Origin of the sequence: Azospirillum brasilense, from assembly GCF_007827815.1 — a bacterium.
Taxonomy (GTDB): domain Bacteria; phylum Pseudomonadota; class Alphaproteobacteria; order Azospirillales; family Azospirillaceae; genus Azospirillum; species Azospirillum brasilense_C.
The window spans coordinates 90,426-113,463 of the sequence record NZ_VITH01000018.1 but is presented as its reverse complement, the minus strand read 5'-3'; the positions used below and the strand labels follow the sequence as shown (position 1 = coordinate 113,463).

General features: G+C 71.2%; 22 protein-coding genes. 10 read left to right on the top strand and 12 right to left on the bottom strand.

Going from position 1 to position 23,038, the window contains the following annotated elements; translation table 11 throughout:
- Positions 1–147: 147 nt before the first annotated feature.
- Positions 148–2,835 (top strand): MMPL family transporter, encoded by a 2,688-nt coding sequence (locus FBZ83_RS27475; RefSeq protein WP_145689960.1) that lies wholly within the window; start codon positions 148–150, stop codon positions 2,833–2,835.
- Here FBZ83_RS27475 and FBZ83_RS27470 read toward each other — a convergent pair.
- Complete coding sequence (locus tag FBZ83_RS27470) at positions 2,747–3,763, bottom strand: hypothetical protein (RefSeq protein ID WP_145689959.1); 1,017 nt, start codon at positions 3,761–3,763, stop codon at positions 2,747–2,749. The genes FBZ83_RS27475 and FBZ83_RS27470 overlap by 89 nt on opposite strands.
- 113 nt (positions 3,764–3,876) lie before the next feature.
- Positions 3,877–4,971: a sulfotransferase family protein gene (locus FBZ83_RS27465; RefSeq protein ID WP_145689958.1), complete on the bottom strand. Its 1,095-nt coding sequence runs from the start codon at positions 4,969–4,971 to the stop codon at positions 3,877–3,879.
- Positions 4,972–5,142: 171 nt separating this feature from the next.
- Between FBZ83_RS27465 and FBZ83_RS27460 the strand changes: the two genes are divergently transcribed.
- Complete coding sequence (locus FBZ83_RS27460; protein ID WP_247888503.1) at positions 5,143–5,808, top strand: ABC transporter substrate-binding protein; 666 nt, start codon at positions 5,143–5,145, stop codon at positions 5,806–5,808.
- An 18-nt stretch (positions 5,809–5,826) separates the two neighbouring features.
- The gene (locus tag FBZ83_RS27455) at positions 5,827–6,792 is read left to right on the top strand and encodes an NAD-dependent epimerase/dehydratase family protein (RefSeq protein WP_145689957.1); all 966 of its coding nucleotides are present in this window, start codon (positions 5,827–5,829) and stop codon (positions 6,790–6,792) included.
- 78 nt (positions 6,793–6,870) lie between these two features.
- Here the strand turns inward: FBZ83_RS27455 and cueR are convergent, their stop codons facing one another.
- The 3 genes from cueR to FBZ83_RS27440 form a co-directional block, all read right to left on the bottom strand.
- Positions 6,871–7,290, bottom strand: a complete 420-nt coding sequence (cueR, locus tag FBZ83_RS27450; protein WP_186466206.1) for a Cu(I)-responsive transcriptional regulator — start codon at positions 7,288–7,290, stop codon at positions 6,871–6,873.
- Positions 7,291–7,301: 11 nt separating this feature from the next.
- Complete coding sequence (locus FBZ83_RS27445; RefSeq protein WP_145689955.1) at positions 7,302–9,701, bottom strand: heavy metal translocating P-type ATPase; 2,400 nt, start codon at positions 9,699–9,701, stop codon at positions 7,302–7,304.
- A gap of 310 nt (positions 9,702–10,011) precedes the next feature.
- On the bottom strand, positions 10,012–10,218 hold the full coding sequence (locus FBZ83_RS27440; RefSeq protein ID WP_145689954.1) for a heavy-metal-associated domain-containing protein: 207 nt from the start codon (positions 10,216–10,218) through the stop codon (positions 10,012–10,014).
- A 162-nt stretch (positions 10,219–10,380) separates the two neighbouring features.
- Here FBZ83_RS27440 and FBZ83_RS27435 point away from each other — a divergent pair, with 162 nt between their 5' ends.
- Positions 10,381–11,220, top strand: coding sequence for a TIGR02587 family membrane protein (locus FBZ83_RS27435; RefSeq protein WP_014198258.1), 840 nt, complete (start codon positions 10,381–10,383; stop codon positions 11,218–11,220).
- Between the two features lie 14 nt (positions 11,221–11,234).
- Positions 11,235–11,672: a hypothetical protein gene (locus tag FBZ83_RS27430; RefSeq protein ID WP_145689953.1), complete on the top strand. Its 438-nt coding sequence runs from the start codon at positions 11,235–11,237 to the stop codon at positions 11,670–11,672.
- A gap of 278 nt (positions 11,673–11,950) precedes the next feature.
- Here FBZ83_RS27430 and FBZ83_RS27425 read toward each other — a convergent pair whose 3' ends face one another.
- Positions 11,951–12,649: a pirin family protein gene (locus FBZ83_RS27425; protein WP_145689952.1), complete on the bottom strand. Its 699-nt coding sequence runs from the start codon at positions 12,647–12,649 to the stop codon at positions 11,951–11,953.
- A 168-nt stretch (positions 12,650–12,817) separates the two neighbouring features.
- Here FBZ83_RS27425 and FBZ83_RS27420 point away from each other — a divergent pair, with 168 nt between their 5' ends.
- Both FBZ83_RS27420 and FBZ83_RS27415 read left to right on the top strand, forming a co-directional pair.
- Entirely contained in the window at positions 12,818–13,462 is a 645-nt protein-coding gene (locus tag FBZ83_RS27420) for a trimeric intracellular cation channel family protein (protein WP_145689951.1), read from the top strand.
- Between the two features lie 43 nt (positions 13,463–13,505).
- On the top strand, positions 13,506–13,784 hold the full coding sequence (locus FBZ83_RS27415; protein WP_035678432.1) for a GNAT family N-acetyltransferase: 279 nt from the start codon (positions 13,506–13,508) through the stop codon (positions 13,782–13,784).
- A gap of 3 nt (positions 13,785–13,787) precedes the next feature.
- Here the strand turns inward: FBZ83_RS27415 and FBZ83_RS27410 are convergent, their stop codons facing one another.
- From FBZ83_RS27410 to FBZ83_RS27390, 5 genes are all read right to left on the bottom strand, one after another.
- Positions 13,788–14,216: a carboxymuconolactone decarboxylase family protein gene (locus FBZ83_RS27410; RefSeq protein ID WP_145689950.1), complete on the bottom strand. Its 429-nt coding sequence runs from the start codon at positions 14,214–14,216 to the stop codon at positions 13,788–13,790.
- A complete protein-coding gene (locus FBZ83_RS27405) occupies positions 14,167–14,580 on the bottom strand; it encodes a MerR family transcriptional regulator (protein WP_145689949.1) in 414 nt (137 codons plus the stop codon). Before FBZ83_RS27405 ends, FBZ83_RS27410 begins: the two co-directional genes overlap by 50 nt.
- Positions 14,581–14,671: 91 nt before the next feature.
- Positions 14,672–15,376 (bottom strand): ABC transporter ATP-binding protein, encoded by a 705-nt coding sequence (locus tag FBZ83_RS27400; protein WP_040134500.1) that lies wholly within the window; start codon positions 15,374–15,376, stop codon positions 14,672–14,674.
- 92 nt (positions 15,377–15,468) lie between these two features.
- Positions 15,469–16,212, bottom strand: a complete 744-nt coding sequence (locus tag FBZ83_RS27395; RefSeq protein ID WP_145689948.1) for a sulfite exporter TauE/SafE family protein — start codon at positions 16,210–16,212, stop codon at positions 15,469–15,471.
- Between the two features lie 185 nt (positions 16,213–16,397).
- Positions 16,398–18,014: an acyl-CoA synthetase gene (locus FBZ83_RS27390; RefSeq protein ID WP_145689947.1), complete on the bottom strand. Its 1,617-nt coding sequence runs from the start codon at positions 18,012–18,014 to the stop codon at positions 16,398–16,400.
- A gap of 152 nt (positions 18,015–18,166) precedes the next feature.
- Between FBZ83_RS27390 and FBZ83_RS27385 the strand changes: the two genes are divergently transcribed.
- The 3 genes from FBZ83_RS27385 (at position 18,167) to FBZ83_RS27375 (ending at position 21,292) form a co-directional block, all read left to right on the top strand.
- Positions 18,167–18,724, top strand: a complete 558-nt coding sequence (locus tag FBZ83_RS27385; protein WP_137104767.1) for an RT0821/Lpp0805 family surface protein — start codon at positions 18,167–18,169, stop codon at positions 18,722–18,724.
- Between the two features lie 45 nt (positions 18,725–18,769).
- A complete protein-coding gene (locus tag FBZ83_RS27380; RefSeq protein ID WP_145689946.1) occupies positions 18,770–20,932 on the top strand; it encodes a tetratricopeptide repeat protein in 2,163 nt (720 codons plus the stop codon).
- Between the two features lie 114 nt (positions 20,933–21,046).
- The gene (locus FBZ83_RS27375; RefSeq protein ID WP_145679279.1) at positions 21,047–21,292 is read left to right on the top strand and encodes a hypothetical protein; all 246 of its coding nucleotides are present in this window, start codon (positions 21,047–21,049) and stop codon (positions 21,290–21,292) included.
- 1 nt (position 21,293) lies between these two features.
- Here FBZ83_RS27375 and FBZ83_RS27370 read toward each other — a convergent pair whose 3' ends face one another.
- Positions 21,294–22,994, bottom strand: coding sequence for a tetratricopeptide repeat protein (locus tag FBZ83_RS27370; protein ID WP_145689945.1), 1,701 nt, complete (start codon positions 22,992–22,994; stop codon positions 21,294–21,296).
- Between the last annotated feature and the right edge of the window lie 44 nt (positions 22,995–23,038).

The window sequence follows — 23,038 nt, the reverse complement described above, 5'->3', positions numbered from 1 at the left end:
CTTTGCCCCGTCTTCCTCATGGTGGAGGTATCAGGGTAACGAGGTGCCGTGGTTCGTCCGCCGGTTGGAAGTAACATACAGTAGCGTACGTTGGGTGCCGCAGGTTGTCCTGGCACACTGCGTACGCTTTCGAGGGAGACGTACAGCGTGACAGAACGGCAAGGTGTCCTGGGCCGGATGGCGGACTTCGGCCGCGCCATGATCGGGGGCCTGGGCGCCCTGTCCTGCCGAAGGCCGAAGGTGACGCTGGGCGTCTGGGTGCTGATGACGGTGCTGGCGGGCTGGTATTCCGCCGACAATCTGACGATGAGCACCAGCACGTCGGACATGATCTCGCCCGACACCGCCTTCCGCCAGCACACCGAGGAGTACCGGCAGGCCTTCCCCTTCGCCGACGACCAGATCGTCGTCGTCGTGGACAGCCCGTCCCCCGACCAGTCGGACGCCGCCGCCGTACGTCTGGCGGAGCGCCTGTCCGCCCGTACCGACGTGCTGTCGGGGGTGGAGGTGCCATCCGCCGACCCGTACTTCCACCGGTACGGCCTGCTCTTCCTCGACACGGAAAAATTGCAGGACCTGGCGACCCGGCTGGCCGGGGCACAGGCGGCGCTGGGCGCGCTGAACACCGCCCCGAACCTCCAGGGCTTGGCCGACCTGCTGGACCTGATCCTGACCCACGTGGACGAGGGCGCACCGGCCACCCCCGCCGAACTGCTGAACCGGCTGGCGGTCAGCACCGCGACGGTGGCGGACGGGCATCCGGTGCCCCTGTCCTGGACCGGGCTGGTGCAGGCCGCGGAGGAGGAGGACCGGGCGGCCAACCGCCGCTTCGTCCTGGCCCGGCCCATCCTGGACAACAGCTCCTTCGGGCGCGGCCGGCCCGCGGTGACCGCGGTGCACGAGGCCATCGGCGCGGTGATGGCCGAGCCGGCCGGCCAGGGAGTTGAGATGCGGGTCACCGGCGCCGTGCCGCTGCGCCAGACCGAGTTGGACACGGTCGCCAACAGCGCCGGCGTCGCCACCATCCTGTCCTTCATCCTGGTCTCGGCGGTGCTGATCGCCGGGATGCGGTCGGGGCGCCTGATCGCCTGCATCATGGTGGTCCTGCTGCTGGGCCTGACGCTGAGCGCCGGGGCGGCGGCGCTGACCGTGGGGCGGCTGAACCTGATCTCCGTTACCTGCGCGGTGATGTTCTTCGGGCTGGGCGACGATTACGGCGGCCATCTCGGGCTGCGCTATCAGGAGGAGCTGCGCCGCGGCCTGCCGCCGCTGGCCGCGGCCATCGAGGCGGTGCGGGCGGTCGGCCCGGCGCTGGTCCTCAGCACCCTGTGCGCCATCATCGGCTTCCTGTCCTTCGTGCCGACCGCCTATCTGGGGCTGGCGGAGTTCGGCGTCATCTCCGCCGTCGGCATGGTGGTGGCTCTGCTCATCAGCCTGAGCCTGCTTCCCGCCCTGATCGTCCTGCTGCGCCCCGGCCCTGGTGTCCCCGCGCCGGAGCGCGAGGATCGCGGCTTCGCCGGCTGGGTGAGCCGCCACCACCGCGCCATCCTCGGTCTGGCCGGGGCCAGCGCCGTCCTGTCGATGGCGGCGTTGCCGCTGGTGCGGCTGGACGTCAACCCGCTGAACTTGCAGGACGAAAAGACGGAGGCCGTCGCCACCTACCGCGATCTGGCGACCACTCCGCGCACCTCGCCCTATTCCGTCAACGTCCTGACGCCCGACCTTGCGGCGGCGCAGGCGCTGGCCGACCGGCTGCGCGCCCTGCCGGAATCCGGCGGCGTGCGGACCTTCGCCAGCTTCATCCCCAAGGACCAGGACGCCAAGCTGCCCATCCTGGCGGACCTGTCGCTTCTGCTCGGCCCCAGCCTGACCGCCCCCGCCGCCACGGCGGCGCTGGGCCAGGGCGGGCTGGAGCGGGCCTTCGCCACGCTGACGGGTGTGCTGGGAGGGTATCTGGCCGACAAGCGCGACGGTCCGCCCGACCTGCGCACCGCCGTGCAGGGTTTCGGCAACGCCCTGGCCCGCATCCAGCCGGCGCAGCTCGCGACACTCGACGCGGCGCTGACCGGGGGGGTGCCGCCGCTGCTCGACCGGCTGCGCGAGGGCATGGCGGTGGAGCGGCCGGTCACCGCCGCCGACGTGCCGGACAGCCTGAGGTCCCGCTGGATTGCCGCGGACGGGCGCGCCCGGGTCGAGGTGCTGCCCACCCACGACATTTCCGACAGCCGCGCGATGGCCGACTTCGCCGACGCCGTGCTGGCCGTGGCCCCCAACGCCACCGGCGCCCCGGTGACGGTGACGGAGGCGGCCCGGGTCGTCGGTTCCTCCTTCCTGGAGGCGACGGCGCTGACTCTGGTGCTGATGGTGCTGCTGCTGGTCGCGGTCCAGCGCTCGGTGACCGGGATGGTGCTGATCCTGGCGCCGCTGGTCCTGGCCGCCCTGTGGACGATGGCAACCGCCGGGCTGCTGGACATCCCCTTCAACTTCGCCAACGTGATCGTCATCCCGCTGCTGTTCGCGCTCGGCGTGTCGAGCAGCATCCACATGGTCTCCCGCGGGCAGGATCTGGTGCGGGAGGGGGCATCGGACAGCGATTTCGGCATCGAGCTTCTGGTGACCAGCACGCCGCGCGCCGTCCTGGTCAGCACCCTGACCACCAGCACCGCCTTCGCCACGTTGGCATTGTCCAGCCACCGCGGGTTGTCCAGCATGGGGGTTCTGCTGGCGGTGTCGATCACTTACACCGTCATCTCGTCCCTGGTGGTCCTGCCAGCTCTGATGATCCTGTGGCACCGCTGGCGGCTTCGTCGCAGACCAGCAGCCCCGGCGCGGTGACCGAGCCGACGATCAGCCGACCGTTCCACGAGACGGCAACCGTGGCGGCGGAAAAGCGTTGTCCGTCCTCGTCCAGCAGGATCGCCGTTCCGGCGGGGCCGACCGCCGCGATCCGGGTCGGTACCGCCGCCCCGCCCGGCCAGCCGTAGCGGTGCAGCGCCAGCCGGAACGGCGACGGGTGCAGCGCCACCAGCAGGCGGCCGTCCGGGGCCATCGTCAGGTTGTCCGGCCCGCCCGGCACGGCGATGCGTTGCGGCGGGGACTGCGGCTCGGACAGGCGGTAGACGAGCAGAGCGTCCTCCCGCGTGGCGGCGACGGTCAGCCGGTCGTGGCTCGGGTCGGGGAACAGGCCGTTGGCGAAGCCGATCCCGCCGATCAGGACGCGGGGCTCGTTGGTCTCGACGAGGCCGACGAACCCGTGCCGCCCGCCGAGGACGTTGTCCTGGATCACCGCGCCCCAGCCGCAACCGCCATGGCTGCTGGTGAAGAGGAAGCGGTCGCCATCGAGGAAGGCCACGTCGTTGGCCCGGCAGAGCAAGGGACCGGCGGTGGTGCCCTGGTGGGTCAGGGTGGCGCCGTCCAGGCGGTAGCGCTCGACCGTGGCGGACCCGTCCTCGCGGCGGCTGATGACGAGCAGGGAGCGCGTGCCGTCCGGCTCCGCGCGCAGGTCGATGCCCGCCGGGCTCAGGCCGGTGGCGAGCGGGATGGCGGCGACAGCCGGGGCGTCGAGGGTGTGCAGGTCCAGGAGGTAAAGGCCGCCCCTGGTCCCGGCCCGGCGGTCGTAGGCCGACAGCACCGCCTGACCGCGCGCCGCGTCGAGCGCCATGTCCTCGATGCCGATGACGGGGGCGCCGTTCGCGGTGACGGAGACGGCGCGGCAGGCGGATTGGGCGGGGTGGGCGAGGAGCGTGAGGAGGAGGAAGGTCATTGCCCCCTCCCTAACCCTCCCTCGCTTTCGCGGGAGAGGGGACTGCCGCCGCGCCGCCCAGAATTCCCTCCCTCGCCAGAGGCGGGGGAGGGTTAGGGAGGGGGCAAAAGCCCTCACGCCACACCGGCCCCCCAGCGCGCGACGAAAGGTGCCCATTCGCGGTCCACCCGCTCCCGCCCCTCGTCGGACAGGCGGTGGCGGTTCTTCGCGTAATCGCTCACCGCCCCCAGATACGCCTCGAACTTCGGCCGCGCCACCGTGTATCCCGGCAACTCCAGCGTTTGGTACAGCCGCTCCGCCTCCTCCAGCGGCGCTTGCTCGAACCGTTCGAAGGGCACCTCGGCGAAGCGGTTCGCCGGCAGATCGGCCGTGTCGTCGATCAGCGCCTGCATGATGCGTGGATAGTGGTCCAGCACCACCCGTTCCACGTCGATGTGCCCGTGCGGCTGGAGCGCCAGCCGCGCCAGCAGCGTCCGGTAGAAGCCCACCGTCGACACGAACACCGCCCGCGGGTCGCGGTGGATGTGGATGAAGCGCGCGTCGGGCCAGATCTCCCGCATCATGGCGACCCGCGCGCTGTAGACCGGGTTCTTCAGCAGGATGCAGCGCCCGCTCTGGGCGATCGACACTTTCTCCAGGAAATAGAGGAAACGGCGCTTCCAGGCCTCCCGCTCCGCCGCCGTGCAGCCGTCGAAATAGAGGCCGCGGCGCAGATTCTCGTCGAACCGCTCCGGAAAATAGAGCCCGTGGTAGAAGGAGACCGGCGACATGTTCGCCAGCGCGATCTCGTCCTCCTGCGGGCTGTCGGCCTTGACCGGCACGTTGTCGATGTAGCGCCGCTCCGGCAGGGCGCGGGCCAGCAGAGGCCGCAGGACCGAGCCCAGCCCCAGCATGTCCCAGGGCAGGCCGACCGCGAAGGGGTCGATGATGCCGAATTGCGGGTCGCGGCTCAGCACGTTGTAGAGATGGGTGGTGCCGCTGCGCCAATGGCCGAGGATGAAGACCGGCGGCGGCAGGCCGGCGTCCTTCCGGCGCCGCGCCGCGACCCACCCGGCCTCGGCCAGGGAGAAGGGCGCGCGCCCGACCGCCGAGGCCAGCGCCGCCAGCGCCGTCGGCCAGCCGGCACCCCGCGGACCGCCGTTGCGCGCCAGGACGGTCAGCAGCGTGACGGCGTCGCAGCCGTACAGCGGATGGTCCGGGATCGGCATCCATCCCTGTCGCCCCTTCGTCGGCCCACCCATCCGGACACCTCCCTTCGACAGCGTCGCGCAGGAGGATAGACCGGGCCGGACGCTGTTACATCCCACACGGACGGTTGAATCCACCTGCCCCGAACGGGCAGATTTCCACGACCAATGCAGGAGCATGGGAACGCCGCGATGATTGGTTCTTTCTCACGCCGGGCGTGGATGCGCGCCGCGCTCGCGCTGGCCGTCGTGGCGGCCGGCCTGCTGCCGGTGCCCGCCGTGGCCCAGCAAGCCCCCGGCACCACAGCCGGCACCACCCCGGGCGCCCGCGCCACGGTGGCCCGGCTGAACGAGGCCATCCTGTCCCTGATGCGGGAGGCCGCGGGACGGGAGTCGGCGCGGGCGCGGCTTCAGCGCTTCCTGCCGGTGATGCTCGACACCTTCGACCTGGAGGCGGCGCTCCGCGTCGCCGCCGCCCCCTATTTCGACCAGTCGGCGGAGCCGGAGAAGCGGCAGGCGCTGGACGCCTTCGCCCGGCGCAGCGCCGCCCAGTATGTCGACCGCTTCGACAGCTACGACGGCCAGCGGCTCGAGATCGTCGGCGAGCGGCCCGCCCCGCGCGGGATGCTGCTGGTCGACACCGATCTGGTGCGCGCCGGCAAGGCGCCGGTCCGGCTGAGCTACCTGCTGCGACCGGAGGGCGACCGCTGGCGTATCCTCGATGTGCTGGCGAAGGGCACGGTGAGCCAGCTCGCCACCCAGCGCTCGGAGTTCCAGAACACGCTGCGCGGCGGCGGGCTGGCCGCCCTGACCCGCGACCTTAACAGCAACGCCGACCGCATCCTCGGCGGGGCCTAGAGGCGGGGGCGTAGGCGCATGGGCATCACCCTCGTCACCGGGGGCTGCGGCTTCATCGGCGGGCATCTGGTGGCGGCGCTGGCGGCGCGGGGCGAGCGGGTGCGCATCCTCGACCTCCAGGACCCGCCGGACGACCTGCCGCCGGGCGTGGAGGTCCAGCGCGGCTCCATCCTCGACGCGTCGGCGGTGGCCCGCGCGCTGGAGGGGGTGGAGCGGGTCCATCACCTCGCCGCCGTCGCCACGTTGTGGGACCGCGACCCGAGCGTCTTCGACCGGGTCAACCGGCAAGGCACGCGGGTGGTCCTGGACGCGGCGGCGCGGGCGCCGGCGTTGCGGCGCTTCGTCCATTGCTCGACCGAGGCCGTGATGATCGGCCACCCGCCGCCGCGCCGCCTCGATGAGCGCGCCGATCCGGGGCTGGACGCGCTGGCCGGTCCCTACTGCCGGTCGAAGTATCTGGCCGAGAAGGACGCGCTGGCCGCCGCGGCGCAGGGGCTGCCGATGGTGGTGGTCAACCCCACGGCGCCCATCGGCCCCGGCGACCGGCTGCCCACCCCGCCGAACGCCATGCTGCGTCTGTTCCGGCGCGGCGGGCCGCGGCTGATCCTCGACTGCGTGCTGAACCTCGTGGACGTGCGCGACGTGGCTCAGGGGATGATCCTGGCCGCCGAGCGCGGGCGGATCGGCGAGCGCTACATCCTGGGGGGAATGGACATCGGGTTGGGCGATCTGGCGGAGCGGATCGACCGGCTGTGCGGCCGGGTGCCGCTCCTCCGCCATTCCGTGCCGCCCGCCCTGGCGCTGGCCGCCGCGCGGGTGGAGGAATGGCTGTCCGACCATGTGACGCGCCGACCGCCCACCGCGCCGGTGACGGGCGTCCGCTTGGCGCTGGGCGGTGGTGGGTTCGACAGCGGCAAGGCGGTGCGGGAGCTGGGCTACACGGTCCGGCCGCTGGAGGCGAGCCTGAGGGCGGCGCTGGGGTAGCGGGTTGCCCCCACCCTTCCCTCCCCCGCTGTCGCAGGAGAGGGAGGCTGTCCCCTCCCCTGCGTCAGCGGGGGAGGATTAGGGAGGGGGCTCGTCGCAGCAATGTCCCCCACCCTCCTCCAGATCCCGCAGGATCGGGCAATCCGGCCGCTCGTCGCCGTGGCAGGCGTGGGCCAGATGCGTCAGCGTGTCGCTCATCGCGCGCAGCTCGGCGATCTTGGCCTCCAGCTCCGCCACATGGTCGAGCGCCACGCGCTTCACCTCGGCGCTGGAGCGGCTGCGGTCCTGCCACAGCCCGACCAGGATCTGGATGCGCTCGATGCTGAAGCCCAGCGTCCGCGCCCGCTTGACGAAGCGCAGGACGTTGACGTCGCTCGGCGAATAGACGCGGTAGCCGGACGCCGTCCGCCCGGCCTCCGGGATCAGGCCGATGGATTCGTAGTAGCGGATCAGCTTGGCGTTGACGCCGGACGCCTTCGCCGCGTCCCCGATGGTCATGCCGCCCACGCTCATGGCTTCCACCCCCGCAGCGACAGGGCGTTCAGGACGACGCTGACCGAACTCAGCGCCATCGCCGCCCCGGCCAGCACCGGGCTGAGCAGGCCCGAGGCCGCCAGCGGGATGCCCACCAGATTGTAGATGAAGGCCCAGAACAGCCCCTGGCGGATCTTGGAGTAGGTGCGGCGCGACACGTCGATGGCGCCGGCGACCAGCGCCGGGTCGCCGCGCATCAGCGTCACCCCGGCGGTGTGCATCGCCACGTCGGTGCCGGTCGCCATCGCGATGCCGACATCGGCGGCGGCCAGCGCCGGCGCGTCGTTGATGCCGTCGCCGACCATGCCGACGACCTTGCCCTCCGCCTTCAGCGTCGCCACCACATCGGCCTTGCCGTCCGGCAGCACCTCCGCGAAGACGCGGTCGATGCCCAGGTCGGCGGCCACCGCGCGGGCGGCCCCGGCGCCGTCGCCGGTGACCATCACCGTCTCCACCCCCTGCGCCTTCAGGGAGCGCACGGCGGCGCGGGCGCTTTCCTTCACCGTGTCGCCGAAGGCGACGAGGCCCAGCACGCGCCGCTCCGGCACCGTTTCGGCCAGCCAGGACACGGTGCGCCCGGCGGATTCCAGCGCCGCCGCCCGCGCCTCCAGCCTCGCGTCGGACAAGCCGCTTTCCGCGATCAGCCGCTTGCTGCCCAGCAGCAGGGCACGGCCCTCCACGCCAGCGGACACGCCGCGCCCGGCCAGCGCCTTGAAGCCCTCCGGAGCCGTCGCCGACACGCCCTGTTCCGCCGCGCGGTCGCGGACGGCGCGGGCCAGCGGATGCTCGCTGCCGGATTGGAGCGCGGCGGCCAGCCGCAGCAACTCCGCGTCGTTGACGCCATCCGCCGGCACCAGATCGGTGACGCGGGGCTTGCCCTCGGTCAGCGTGCCGGTCTTGTCGAAGGCGACGGCGGTGATGGCGTGCGCGCGCTCCAGCGCCTCCGCGTCCTTGATGAGGATGCCGTGGCGGGCCGCCGCCCCGGTGCCGACCATGATCGCGGTCGGCGTGGCGAGGCCCAGCGCGCAGGGGCAGGCGATGACCAGGACCGACACCGCCGTGATGATCGCCGTTTCCGCGTTCCCCGTGCCGATCCACCAGCCGGCGAGCGTCACCGCGGCGATGCCCAGCACCACCGGCACGAAGACCGCCGCCACCCTGTCGACCAGCCGCTGGATCGGCGCCTTGGACGCCTGCGCGCCTTCGACCATGCGGACGATCTTGGCGAGCATCGTTTCGGCGCCCACCGCCACCGTCTCGACCAGCAGCAGCCCATCCACGTTGATGGAGCCGCCGGTGACGCGGGAGCCCGGCGTCTTCTCCACCGGCAGGCTTTCGCCGGTCAGCATGGATTCGTCGACGCTGCCCGCCCCCTCCGCCACGCGCCCGTCCACCGGGATGCGCTCGCCGGGGCGGACCGCCACGCGGTCGCCGACGCGCACCTGGGCGATGGGCAGGTCCACCTCCACGCCGTCACGGCGGACGCGGGCGGTGTCGGGGCGAAGCTGCATCAGGGCGCGGATCGCCGCCGCCGTCCGGCCCTTGGCGCGGGCCTCCAGCCACTTGCCGAGCAGCACGAAGGTGATGAGCACCGCCGACGCCTCGAAATAGAGGTGCGGCGTGTGGCCCGGATGCGCCGTCAGCATCATGTAGACGCTGAGCCCCCAGGCCGCGGAGGTGCCGAGCGCCACCAGCAGATCCATGTTGCCGGACCCGGCGCGCGCCGCCATGAAGCCCGCCCGGTAGAAGCGCCAGCCCAGCCAGAACTGCACCGGGGTCGCCAGCAGGAACTGCGCCCAGGGCGGCAGCATCAGCTTCAGCCCCAGCAGGTCCCCCACCATGCCGAGCACCAGCGGCGCCGACAGCGCGGCGGCGATCAGCACATGGTGGAGGTCCCGCCGGTTGCGGTCCCGCGCCGGGTCTTCCGCCGTCGCCGCGGATTCGGTGTCGGCGACGGGGGCGGCGGTGAAGCCGGTCATCTCCACCGCCTCGGCCAACCGTGCGGCGTCCACCGTCCCGGCGTAGGCGGTGACGTGCGCCCGCTCCGTCGCGAGGTTGACGGCAGCGGACTCCACCCCCGGCACGCGCAGCAGCGCCTTTTCGACGCGCGCGACGCAGGAGGCGCAGGTCATCCCGCCGACCGTCAGGTCAAAGTCCTGCCTCTGCGGTTCGAAACCGACATTTTCGATGGCCTCCGCCACCGCCCGCGGATCGGGATCGCCCGCAAAGGCGACCCGCGCCCGCTCGGTGGCGAGGTTGACCGACACGCCGGTGACGCCCGGCAGGCGCGACAGCGCCTTTTCCACGCGCCCCACGCAGGAGGCGCAGGTCATGCCGGAAATGCCGATGTCGAGGTCGGTGGTGGTGGCGGACATGATCGTCCTTTCTTCGTCGTCAACCGGCTTCCCCAGATAAGGCTTCCAATGATTGGAAGGTCAAGGGTCCCGTTGCACCAGCCTTGGCTGCCATCCCCTCTCCCGCCTTTCGCGCCCGCTTGCGGGCGCTGACGGCGTCAGGCGGCCTATGGCCGCTGAGAGCCCCGGGAGAGGGTGCCCGCGAAGCGGGCGGGTGAGGGGCGTTCGAGGATCGAGGCGCTGGTCCTGTGCCGATACCCTCACCCTTCCCACGCCTTCGGCGCGGGCCCCTTCCCTCTCCCGAGGCGGGAGAGGGAAATTGGAGTTTCCGTTAGGCGACCGGAAGCCCTTCGGCTTCGAAGCCGGCCTTGTCCAGGGCCGTCCGCAGGGCATCGGCGCTGGGCGCGCCGTCGACGCGGACATCCTTCGACTCCAGATCGATCTCCACACCCTCGACCCCGGCGACGGCGCCGAGCGCACGGCGGACAGACGCGGCGCAGCCGCCGCAGGTCATGCCGGGAACCTTGAACGCAACCATGACGAATTCCTTCCCAGGGAATGGCAACGGAATCAGCTTCCGCCTTCCAGCGATTGGAAGGTCAAGAGGAAAGTCGCCGTCCTGATCACGGCTTCGATCACGGCCACGGTCACCACCGTGGTACCGCCGGAACCAACCGCTCCGCTCGCGCATTCATGGGCCATGGACATCACCCGCCAGCGCAGCTTTCTCCATGACGAAGCTCAATTCGCCCGCGCTTTGGCCCGCGCGTCGGCGGGGGCGATCATTTTCGCCCTGCCGCTGCTGATGACCATGGAGATGTGGGAGCTGGGATTCTACATGGACCGCTTCCGGCTGGCCCTGTTCATCCTGGTGACCCTGCCGGTGCTGTTCGGCCTGTCCTACTTCGCCGGGTTCGAAGAGACCTTCTGCTGGCAGGACGACCTGATCGACGCGCTGTCGGCCTTCGCGGTCGGCTTCCTGATGTCGGCGGCGCTGCTGACCGTCTTCGCCATCGTGCGCCTGGACCAGCCGTTGCCGGAGATCATCGGCAAGATCGCTCTCCAGTCCGTGCCGGCCAGCATCGGCGCCATGCTGGCGCGCAAGCAGCTCGGCCAGCAGGACGACGCCGATAGGGAGCGGCGCATCCGCTCAAGCTATCCGGGGGAACTGTTCCTGATGGGGGCGGGAGCGCTGTTCGTCGGCTTCAACGTCGCCCCGACCGAGGAGATGATCCTGATCTCCTACAAGATGTCGCCCTGGCACGCGGTGGCCCTGGCGGTGCTGTCGCTGGGGCTGCTGCACATCTTCGTCTACACGGTCGGCTTCGCCGGGCAGGAGAGCGCCGGGGACGACGGGTTCCTGTCCGTCTTCCTGCGCTTCTCGGTCGCCGGCTACGGCATCGCCCTGCTCATCAGCCTCTATCTTCTGTGGACCTTCGAGCGGATCGCCGGCCTGTCGATGATGGAGCTGGTGACCGCCACGGTGGTGCTGGGCTTCCCCAGCGCGCTGGGGGCCGCCACCGCCCGCCTGATCGTGTGACGGGAGGACCGCCGATGGCCGATATCCGGCAGAACGACATCGAGTCCAGGAGCGCCCCCCGGGACGAGGACGGCAGCGCGTCGGTGTCGCGGCTGGCCTGGGTCTCGTCGGGGCTGGGGTTGCTGCTGTTCCTGGGCTCGGTCGGGGTTCTGGGTTACGAGGGAGTCACCCGCGGCAGCGGCCCCCCGGTGATCACCGCCGTGGTGGAGGCGGTGGTTCCCGCCGGGCCACGCTGGCTCGCCCACATCCAGGTCACCAACGACGGCGGCAAGACCGGCGCGAAGGTCCAGGTGGAAGGGCAGTTGATGGCGGGAGACGAGGCGCTCGAAACCGCGACGGCGGAGTTCGACTATGTGCCCGCCGGCTCCGAACAGAAGGGCGGGCTGTTCTTCGACCGCGACCCAAGGGCGCACACGCTGCGCCTGCGCGTGCTGGGCTACGTGGAGCCCTGAACCAGGCGGACCCCGGCCTGTCGTCGGCTTGGCCCCGGCAACAGACGACACCGAGCCCGTGACGATCCGCCCGACCGGCGGCATTGCGGAGGCCCACCGCCCCGCAGGGGATATGAAGGCATCCGACAATCCCTCTCCCGCCCCGGGAGAGGGAGGGACCCGCCGCGCAAGCGGCGGGAGGGTGAGGGTACGGCCGAGAATTAGTGCATCAATCCTCGCACGACCCTCACCCGGCCCTCCGGGCCACCCTCTCCCGAGACGGGAGAGGGGTTCATGCCTCAGGCCAGATCGAACAGCAGCACCTCGGCGCTGACCACGCCGTCCAGCGTCAGGGATTCCTCCTTGCTGATCGCGGCGCCGTCGCCTTCCTTCAGGATCTCACCGTTCAGCCGGACCTGACCGCGGGCAACCTGCACCCAGGCGTGGCGGCCCGGACTCAGCTCGTGGGTCACGCTGTCGCCCTCGTCCAGAAGCGTGGCGTAGAGGTCCACGTCCTGGTGGATGACCACGCTGCCGTCGCGCCCGTCCTGGGAGCCGACGAGGCGCAGGCGGCCCTGCTTCTCCTCCCGCTCGAAGGCCTTCTGCTCATAGCCGGGGACCATGCCCTCCTCGTTGGGCAGGATCCAGATCTGCAGGAAGTGCACCGGGTCCTTCTTGGACGCGTTGTACTCGCTGTGCCGGATGCCCGACCCGGCGCTCATCCGCTGCACGTCGCCGGGGCGGATGACCGAGCTGGTGCCCAACGTGTCCTTGTGCTCCAGCGCGCCGTCCAGCACATAGGACACGATCTCCATGTCGGCGTGCCCATGGGTGGGGAAGCCGGCGCCGGGGATCACCCGGTCGTCGTTGATGACGCGCAGCGCGCGGAAGCCCATGTGGGCCGGGTCGTAGTAGTGGCCGAACGAGAAGCTGTGCTTGCTGTTCAGCCAGCCCATGTTGACGGCGCCCCGTTCGTCGCGGTTGCGGATCGTGATCATCTCTGCTCCTCCTCGTCCTGTGCGAGGCCCTGTGGCCCCTCGTCTGGAGAGGAATGTGCTCCCGTTTCCGCAAAACAACAATTGCCGGAGTTGCGGCTTATCTGTTCCATGAGACGCAACAAACGGCTATGATGGCGGCTCCCTCAACCAGCGTCGCCGACCGCCATCATGCCCGCCATCCTGCCCACCGTATTGCCCGATGTTTCGCCCCTTCTCCTCGCCATGGACCTGACCGGGATCTTCATCTTCGGGCTGACGGGAGGGACGCTGGCCGTGCGGCACCGTCTGGACATCTTCGGCGTGATGGTGCTGGCGCTGGTCACGGCGCTGGCGGGCGGCGTGCTGCGCGACCTGCTGATCGGGGCGATCCCGCCGGCCACCATGCAGGACGAGCGGTACCTGATCACGGCGCTGGCTTCGGGCCTGTTCGCCTTCTTCTTTCACCCCTTCATCAACCGTCTGGTCAAGCCGGTGATGGTGCTGGACGCCGCCGGCCTCGGCATCTTCGCGGTGGCCGGCTGCGGCAAGGCGCTGGCCTATGGGCTGGGTCCGCTGCCCGCGGTCCTGCTCGGCGTGCTGACCGCCTGCGGCGGCGGGCTGGTGCGCGACGTGCTGGTGGCCGAGGTGCCGCGGGTGCTGCGCGAGGAGATCTACGCGGTGGCCGCCCTGCTGGGCGCGGCGATCGTCATCGCCGGGGCCATGCTGGACCTGCCGAAGGCGCCGGTCGCCATCGCCGGGGCGGCGGCGGCCTTCCTGCTGCGGGTGGTCAGCGTGCTGCGCGGCTGGAGCGCGCCGCGCGCCCCCGGTTCCTGACATTTGCGGTGAACAACCAAAGGCTTCGGCTGTTGGAATGGGCATGAGCGACACCGTGACCGACAACCCGGCCATGAGCCGGTTCGAACTGGACGTGAACGGCCAGACGGTCTTCGCGACCTACCGCCGCCGCGGCACCATCCTGCACATCCCGTATGTGGAGGCGCCACCGTCCCTGCGCGGCACCGGGGCGGCCGGGCGGCTGCTGGAGGGGGTGATGGCCATCGCCCGCGCCGAGGGGCTGACCATCGTCCCGATCTGCGGCTACGCCGCCAACTGGATGCACCGCCACCGCGAGCATCACGACCTGCTGGCGCGGTAGGTCTCAGGACGGTCCCTGCGGCCGTTGCCCCTCGGTCGCCGCGAAGACCTCCTTGGCCGCGAACAGCCCGTTGAGAGCGGCCGGGAAACCCGCATAGACCGCCATCTGGATGAGGATCTCAACGATCTCGTCGCGGGTCAGCCCGACATTCAACCCGGCCTCGATGTGCACCTTGAGCTGGGGTGCCGCGTTGCCCATGGCGGCGAGCGCCGCGATGGTGGCGATCTCGCGGGACCGAAGATCGAGGCCGGGCCGCGAATAGATGTCGCCAAAAGGAAATTCAAACAGATAGGTCGCGAAGTCCGGCGCGATGTCGGCAAGCGCCGCCACCACCTTGTGCCCGGCCTCCCCGTCGATCTCGGCAAGCGCCCGTTGCCCGCGCTCAAGCCGGCTTTCTTCGACCCCGGATGCGATGTTGTTCAGGTGCGTCATCGTCAATCTTCCTCTGTTCCGTTTCGACGTAGCCGTCGATCTTGGTATCGAGGACGAGAAGGCAGGCGTTCAGCTCATCGACTTGGGCACGCACACGCTCGCGGTGCTGCTCCAGCAAGGCCCGCCGTTCCGCTTCGGTGCCGGCGCCCGCCTCGCGAAGCGCGGCGTAGCGGAGCATGTCGCGGATCGGCATCCCGGTCGTCTTCAGCCGGCCGAGAAACTCGATCCAGGTCAGGATCGAGGCGTCGTAATCGCGGTGGCGGGACTGGTTCCGGTCGGCGTAGGGCAGCAGCCCGATCCGCTCATAATATCGGATGGTGTGGGCCGTCAGTCCCGAGCGTTTCGCGAGGTCCCCGATCTTCATGCGCGTCTGCTTCTCATCACGATGCACAGGACGCTACGGGTTCGAGCGCGCTCTAAGTCAAGAGGGATTCGGTCACCGCGACCGCCAAGGCTCACAGGCCGAGATAGGCCTGCTTCACCGCGGGATCGGCCAGCAGTTCCTCGCCCGTGCCGGCCAGAACGACGCGCCCGTTCTCCAGCACATAGGCGCGCTGCGCCAGCTTCAGCGAGGCGGCGACGTTCTGTTCCACCAGGATGATCGTCATGCCCTCGGCGGCCAGCGCGCGGATGGTGCGGAACAGCTCCTGCACCATGGTCGGGGAGAGGCCGAGCGACGGCTCGTCGAACATGATCAGGTCGGGCTTGCCCATCAGGCAGCGCCCGATGGCCAGCATCTGCTGCTCGCCGCCCGACAGGGTGCCGGCGGCCTGTTCCAGACGCTCCTGCAGGCGGGGGAAGAGGGTCAGCACGCGCTCGAACGTGTCCTTGGCCCCGGCGCGGGCGCGCGGAATGACGGCGCCCATCTCCAGATTCTCGCGGATGCTGAGCGTCGGGAAAATCTGGCGCCCCTCCGCCACCTGCCCGATGCCGAGGTCGCAGACAACGTGGCTGGGCAGGCCGGCGATGTCCTTGCCACGGAAGCGGATGGTGCCGCGGGCCGGCTTCAGGATGCCGGAGATGGTGCGGATCAGCGAGGTCTTGCCCGCCCCGTTGGCGCCGACGATGGCCGTCGTCGTGCCCTCCGCCACCGCGATGGACACGCCGTCGAGCGCCTGGGCGTCGCCGTAGAAGAGGTCGAGGTCGGATACGGTCAGCATGCGGGGTCTTGCGTCGTGGCGGCCTTGGGAGAAGGGCCGCCACCTTAGCGCAGGCACCGCCGGAACCGAACGGCTTTTGCTTCAGCCCGCCCTTACTTCAGGAAGAAGAGGACGCTCATCGCCAAGCCCACGGCGATGATGCCCGCGCGCAGGATGCGCGAGGGGATCTTGCGCCCGACCCGCGCCCCGACATAGCCGCCGGCCACCGCCGCCACGGTCATCAGCGCGGCGTGGGACCACTCCACCGCCCCGCCGACCGCGTAGGCGGCGACCGCGATGGCGGTCAGCACGGCGGAGAACAGGTTCTTCAGCGCGTTCATGGCGTTCAGGTTGGTCATCCCGAACAGGCTCAGCTGCGCCAGCAGCAGGATGCCGAGGCCGCCGTTGAAATAGCCGCCATAGACCGACACCGCGAACAGCGTGGCGAGCATCGCCCCCGTCCCGTGCAGCCCCACCGCCCGCAGCCGGGCTGCCAGCATGCCGCCGAAGGCGAACAGCGCGGTGGCGACCAGCAGCAGCCAGGGCACGATGCTGCGGAACACCGAATCCGGGGTCACCAGCAGCAACGCCGCCCCGATCAGCCCGCCGGTCAGGCTGACCACCGACAGCGTGACCAGCCCGACCCCGCCCACCGGCTCCAGGTCGTGGCGGTAGCCGTAGACGCCGCTGGCGTAGCCGGGCAGCAGCGCCACCGTGCCGGTGGCGTTCGCCGCCACGGGTGGAACCCCGGCGTAGATCAGCGCGGGAAGGGTCAGGAAACTGCCGCCGCCGGCGACCGCGTTCATCGCCCCGGCCAGGAAGGCCGCGGCGAGCAGAAGAAGGGATATCGTCACCATCGTTCGGGTCGTTGTCTTTTCTTGTTGTTTTTCATCCCTCTCCCGCCCCGGGAGAGGGTGGCGCCGAAGGCGCCGGGTGAGGGTCGCGCGAGGATCGATGCCGTATTCTCGGCCGCACCCTCACCCTCCCGCCGCGGTGCGGCGGGCCCCTCCCTCTCCCGGGACGGGAGAGGGGTTTGGGAAGCCTATCCCCTCCCCCTCAACTCGCGGCGGATGATCTTGCCGGTGGTGGTCATCGGCAGGCTGTCCACGAACTCCACGGCGCGCGGGTATTCGTGGGCAGCCAGCCGCGTCTTCACATGGGCCTGGATCTCCGCGGCCAACGCGTCGCTGGGGCGCACGCCATCCTGGAGGACGATGAAGGCCTTGACGATCTCGGTGCGCAGGGGGTCGGGCACACCGACCACGGCGGCCATGCGGACGGCGGGGTGGCCGATCAGGCAATCCTCGATCTCGCCGGGGCCGATGCGGTAGCCGGCCGACGTGATCACGTCGTCGTCCCGCCCGACGAAGCGGATGTAGCCGTCCGCGTCCAACTCGCCCTGGTCGCCGGTGACCAGCCAGTCGCCGATGAACTTCGCCGCCGTGGCCTCCGGGTTGTTCCAGTATTGCAGGAACATCACCGGGTCCGGGCGGTGCACGGCGATCAGGCCGATCTCACCGGGAGGAAGGCGCTTGCCGTCCCCGTCGATCACCGCCACGTCGTGGCCGGGCGCCGGACGGCCCATGACGCCGGGCTTGGGCGGCATGACCGTGGCGCAGGAGGACACGATCATGTTGCACTCGGTCTGGCCGTAGAACTCGTTGATGGTCAGCCCGAAGGTCTGACGGCCCCAATCGAGAAGCTCCGCCCCCAAGGTCTCGCCGCCGCTGGCGACGGAGCGCATGCTGTAAGTCCAGCGCGTCTGCGGGTCCTTCACCGCGCGCATCATCTTCAGCGCTGTCGGCGGCAGGAAGGCGTTGCGCACCTGGAAATCGGCGATCAGGCGGAAGGCCTCCTCGGCGTCGAACTTCTCGAAACGGTGGGAGACGACGGTCACGCCATGGTGCCAGGCGGGCATCAGCACGTCGAGCAGGCCGCCGATCCACGCCCAGTCCGCCGGGGTCCAGATGCGGTCGCCCGGCTGCGGGAACAGGTCGTGGGAAATCTCCACCCCCGGCAGATGGCCGAGCAGCACCCGGTGCGCGTGCAGCGCGCCCTTGGGCTGGCCGGTGGTGCCGGAGGTGTAGATGATGACCGCCGGATCGTCTGCCGCCGTGTCCACCGGCGTGAAGTCGTCGGACGCCGCATCGACCAGCGCGTGCCAGTCCAGCTCGCCCTCCCCGGCCTCGTCGATGCGCAGGACGAGTTTCAGCTCGGGCAGGCGGTCGCGGATCTGGGCGATCTTGGCCGCACCCACGGCGTCGGTCACCACCGCCCGCGCCCCGCAATTGCCGAGCCGGTATTCGAGAGCCTCAACGCCGAACAGCGAGAAGAGGGGAACGGCGACGCCGCCCATCTTGTAGACGGCGACGTGGCTGACCGCGGTCTCCGGCGCCTGGGGCAGCAGGATGCCCACCCGGTCGCCGCGCGCCACTCCATGGGCGGCCAGCGCGTTGGCGAGGCGGTTCGACAGGCGGCGGATGTCGGCGAAGCTGTAGGTCTCCACCGCGCCGTCGCGGCGCTTGTGGATCAGGGCGGTGCGGTCCGGGTCGCGCTCCGCCCACGTGTCGCAGACGTCCACGCCGATGTTGTAACGCTCCGGCACCGACCAGACGAAACGGTCGCGCAGGCCCTCGTAGCTGTCCGCTTCCGGCAGCATGCTTTTCCTCCCGACAGGTTCTTGCCGGCCGCTTGGACGCGGCCATTTGGTTTCATCATAGGGGCAACGGCGGCGTTCCGTCACGCGGACGGAATAGTTTGCGGGGCTGCCATGTTCATGGACAGAGGGTTCATCAGCACAGGTTCCGTTCCGTGGGGTTCGAGATGAAGGCCAAGGGGATCGTTGCGGTTGTGTTGTCCGTGGGCCTGCTGGCCGGCTGCGCCAGCCCCTATGGCTATGGGTATGGCGCCGGGTATGGTGGTGGCGGGTACGGGGCCAACTATGGCGGCGGCTACGCCCCCGGCTATGGCAACAAGGCGACGGCGGGCACCCTGCTGGGCGGCGTGGTCGGCGGCCTCGCCGGGTCGCGCTTCGGGGGCGGCACCGGCAAGCTGGTGGCGGTCGGCGTCGGTACCCTGCTCGGCGCCGCGCTGGGCAACGCCGCCGGCCAGTCGATGGACCGCGCCGACCTGATGTACGCGCAGCAGGCCGCGGGGCAGGCCTACATGGCGCCGACCGGCGCCACCGTGCAGTGGAACAACCCGCAGACCGGCAACTGGGGCACCTACACCCCGACCCGCGACGGCACCGGCCCCTATGGCGAGCCGTGCCGGGAGTTCCAGACCAGCATCGTGGTCGGCGGGCAGCTTCAGCAGGGCTATGGCACCGCCTGCCGCCAAGCGGACGGAAGCTGGCGCATGGTGAGCTGACGCGCGCTCTTCAGCCCTGCGGTGAAATGCTCTACACAAGCGGGCATGGCGACGATCAAGGACGTGCTGGCCGCGGCGCTGGCCCATCATCAGGCCGGACGGCTGGCGCAGGCCGCCGCCGGCTATCAGGCCGTCCTCGACACGCTGCCCGACCATCCCGACGCGCTGCATCTGCTGGGCGTCGTCTATCTCCAGGCCGGACACCCGGCGGAGGCCGAGCCGCGCATCCGCGCCGCCATCCGCGCCGACGCGACCGTCGCCGACTATCACGACAATCTGGGCAGCGCGCTGCGCGCCCTGGACCGCGCCGCGGAGGCGGCCGACGCCCACCGCGCGGCGATCCGCCTGCGCCCGGCCTTCGCGCAGGCCCATTACAACCTCGGCAACGCGCTGGACCGGCTGGGCCGGCTGGAGGAGGCGGCGGATGCCTACCGGCAGGCCGCCGCGCTGCGCCCCGGCTACGCGCGGGCGCGCTTCAACCTCGGCAACACGCTGACGGCGCTCGGCCGGCTGGGCGAGGCGGACGAGGCCTTCTGCGCCGCCCTGGCCGACGATCCCGGATTCGGGGAGGCGCACGCCAACCGCGCCTCGCTGATGTTGCAACGCGGCCGGGCGGCTGAGGCGGAGCGGGCCTTGCGCCGGGCGTTGGCCTTGCGCCCCGACCACGCCACGGCGCTCGCCAACCTGTCGGCCGCCTTGCTGGCCCTCGACGCTCCCATGGATGCCGAGCGGGCGGCCCGCCGCGCCGAATCCGTGCGCCCGGACTTTGCGGAGGCGGCGCTGCGCCGGGGCGACGCCTTGCAGAAGCGCAACCGTCTCGCCGAGGCCGCCTGCGCCTGCGCCCGCGCCACCACCTTGTGTCCCGATCTGGCGGAGGCTTACGCGAACCTCGCGCTGGTGCGCCAGACGCAGGGCGATCTGGATGCTGCTGAGGCCGGCTACCGCCGCGCGCTGGCGCTGCGGCCCGATCTCGCGGAGGTGCGCTCCAACCTCGCCTATCTGGAGCTGTTCCGGCCCGGCGTGACTCTGGCCCGCGTGCTGGAGGCGCACCGCGGCTGGGACGCCGTGCACGGCGCGCCGTTGCGCGCCGAATGGGCGCCGCGCACTCCGGCGGTTCGGGACGACTCCCGTCCGCTGCGCGTCGGCATCCTGTCCGGCGACTTCCGCCGCCACCCGGCGGGGCAGTTCGCGGTGCGGGCGGTGGAGGCGCTGCCGGACTTCGGCATCGAATTGACCCTCTACGCCAACCAGTTGGAGTCGGACGACCTGACCGACCGCTTCCGCGCCGCGGCGGCGCGCTGGGTGCCGGTCGCCGACCGGACCGACGCTGAACTCGCAACGCTGATCCGTGACGACCGGCTGGACGCGCTGATCGACCTCGCCGGGCACAACGCCCGCGGACGGCTGGGGGTCTTCGCCCGCAAGCCGGCGCCGCTGCAGGTGGCGTGGTCGGGCTACATGGCGACCACCGGGCTCGCCGCCATGGACGCGCTGGTCGCCGACGCCCACCATGTGCCGGAGGGGGCGGAGCGCTTTTACAGCGAACGCATCCTGCGCATGCCCGGCGCCTTCATCGCCTACGACCCGCCGCCGGACGCGCCGGAGCCCGGCCCGCCGCCCTGCCTGACCGGCCAGCCCGTCACCTTCGGCGTCTTCAACATCCTGACCAAGCTGACCGACGAGGTCCTCGCCACCTGGGCTGCCCTGCTCGCCCGGGTGCCCGAGTCGCGCCTGCTGCTGAAGACCAAGGCGCTGTCCTGCCCGGAAACCGCCGCCCGGTGGCGCGGGCGGCTGGCCGCGGCGGGCGTCGCGCCGGAGCGGCTGATCCTGGCCGGGGCGACCACCAGCCGGGAGCATATGGGCTGGTGCGCCCGCGTCGACGTGGCGCTGGACCCCTTCCCCTTCGCCGGCAGCACGACGACGCTGGAGACGCTGTGGATGGGCGTGCCGGTCGTCACCTTGCCGGGCGAGACCTTCTCCAGCCGCCATTCCCTGGCGTTCCTGAGCGTGGCGGGGGTGGAGGGCTGCGTCGCCCGCGACCCGGCTCATTATGTGGACCTCGCCGCCGGCTGGGCCGCCGACCCGGCGCGGCTGGCGGACCTGCGCCGCACCCTGCGCCCACGTTTGGCGGCCGGACCGCTCTGCGACGGGCGGCGCCTCGCCGAAGCCCTGGCAAAGGCGCTGCGGGACCTGTCGCAACGCACCTAGCCTTTCCGGATAGGACACCACCAACTCCTAAATTAGGGGTTGTTTGGTCTCCGAATTTTCGTCACATGTTGTATATCAGATTCATCAAGGGTCGTGACGCCCAGGGGGTCCTGGATGCTGAACCTTTCGGCTGTCCGCACGGCCATCGAGGACGTGGAACAAGCCATCGCCGCCGTGCTGGCACCGGAAGCGCTGACCGCCAAGACGGTGGCCGCCAACCGGCGGGCGCTGGCCCGGCTCTACACCGCCTATGCCCAGGGAATGCTGAAGCGGCACGGCATCGCCGTGGATCTCGACGACATTTGCGGGCAATGCTGCCGCAACTGCCCGGACGGACGCTGCGCCCGGCTTCCCTGCTGACTCACTTCTCCCCGATGAAGCGGACCCAGGGGAAGTCCAACACGTCGAACCAGCGCACCCGCAACCCGTCCTCCCGCCCCTCCCCTTCCCGTCGTCTCAGAGCGTCGAGCACCGCGAAGGGCGCCGCCTGATCAAGCATCCAGAACCCGCGCCCGTCGCGCAGGAAGGCCCCGATGTAGGCGGCGGTCAGCGCCAGGAAGGCCCGGCCGAGCGGGGTCGGCTGGAATCCGACGAAGCAGACGGTGATTTCCCGCGTCGGTCCGCGCCAGCGGGCGTCACGCAGCAGCCCGACGTCGCTCCCCTCCAACAGCGCCGCCAGTCCATCGAGCCCCCCGGCCATCTCCCCGGCCAGCGTGCAGTCGGCGTCCACATGCAGCAGGGGCCGCCCCCAGCGCATCATCAACTGATGCCAGCGCAGGAAGCGGATGCAGGCGTAGTAGGTGGTGCGCCGGTGGTCGTCCCAGCCCGTGAAATCCACCTCCTCCCGGCTGGTGCCCAGCGGCAGGCGCTCCCTCCGCCGCGCGAGGTCGGCCAGGGTGTCCGGCGAGGGGTTTACGACATGCACATGGACCACCACGCCGCCGCCCGTCGCCTCCACCGAATCGAGCAGGCCGGTGGCGAAGCGCCGGTAATAGCCGTCGTCGCAGGACACCGCCAGCAACGGGCCGCGGCCCGCCGGCGGCTCGGCCAGAACCTCCAGCGGCGGAAAGGCGTCCAGCAGCGAGGCGGCGTCGGGCAGCCCGTCGAGCGCCCGAGCCCCGGCGCGCACCATCGACCACAGGCCCAACTCGAAATCCGCCGCGACCTCCGCCGCGGTGAAGCGCCGGGAGACGCGCCGCATGAAGTGGCTGGCGAGATCGGTCCGCCCCCGCCGGTAGAAGCGGTAGGCAACCACCGCCGCCGCCCGCGCGTCGCGTGGGTTGCGGCGCAGGACCATCAGGGCGGTGGCGGCGGCGCGCTCCAGCAGCCATACCGGCGCCTGCCCGGCCTGGACAAGCGAAAGCGCCGTCCCGAGCAGCGCGTCCGCCGCCGCCCCGTGCCGCGGGTCGGCGGCGAGCGCGTGGGTGAGGGCGAGGCCCGCGCGCTCCACCCGCGCCGGGTCGAGGCGCCGGGCGTGCGAGACGGGGCGGTCCAGCCCAGCCTCGGCGAGCGCGCTCACCGCGGCGTTGTGCAGCGCGTCGGGATGGGCGGGCGCCAGGGCCACCGCCTGCCGGCGCAGCCGCGCCGCGTCCTCCGCCCGGCCCAGCGCCGCCAGGGCGTTGGCGCGGTTGATGCGCGCCTCCGCGAAGTCGGGCCGCCCGGCCAGCGCCTGGGCGAAGGCCGCAGCAGCCCCCGCCGCGTCCCCGCGCTCCGCCCGCAACGAGCCCAGTGTGAAGGCGGCTTGGACATCCGCCGGGTCGAGCGCCACCGTTCGGGCGAAGGCGTGCTCCGCCGCGTCGGGCTGCCCCGCCGCGCGCAGGGTCCGCGCCAGATTGCCGAGGAAATCCGCGTCGCCGGGCAGCAGGGCCACGGCGCGGCGCAACAGCGGCAGCGCCGCGCCCGGCCGGCCGCTCTGGCTTTCCAGGACGCCCAGCAGGTGAAGTGCGTCGGGATGGCCCGGCTGGCTGCGCAGGATGCTATGATAGAGCGGCCGGGCCGCGTCCAGCCGGCCCGCCTGATGGTGGCCGACCGCGGCGGCCAAGGCATCCCGAAGTGTCACCATGCCGCCTGTCTACACGCGCCGCCGGGCCGGAGTCCATGCGGCGC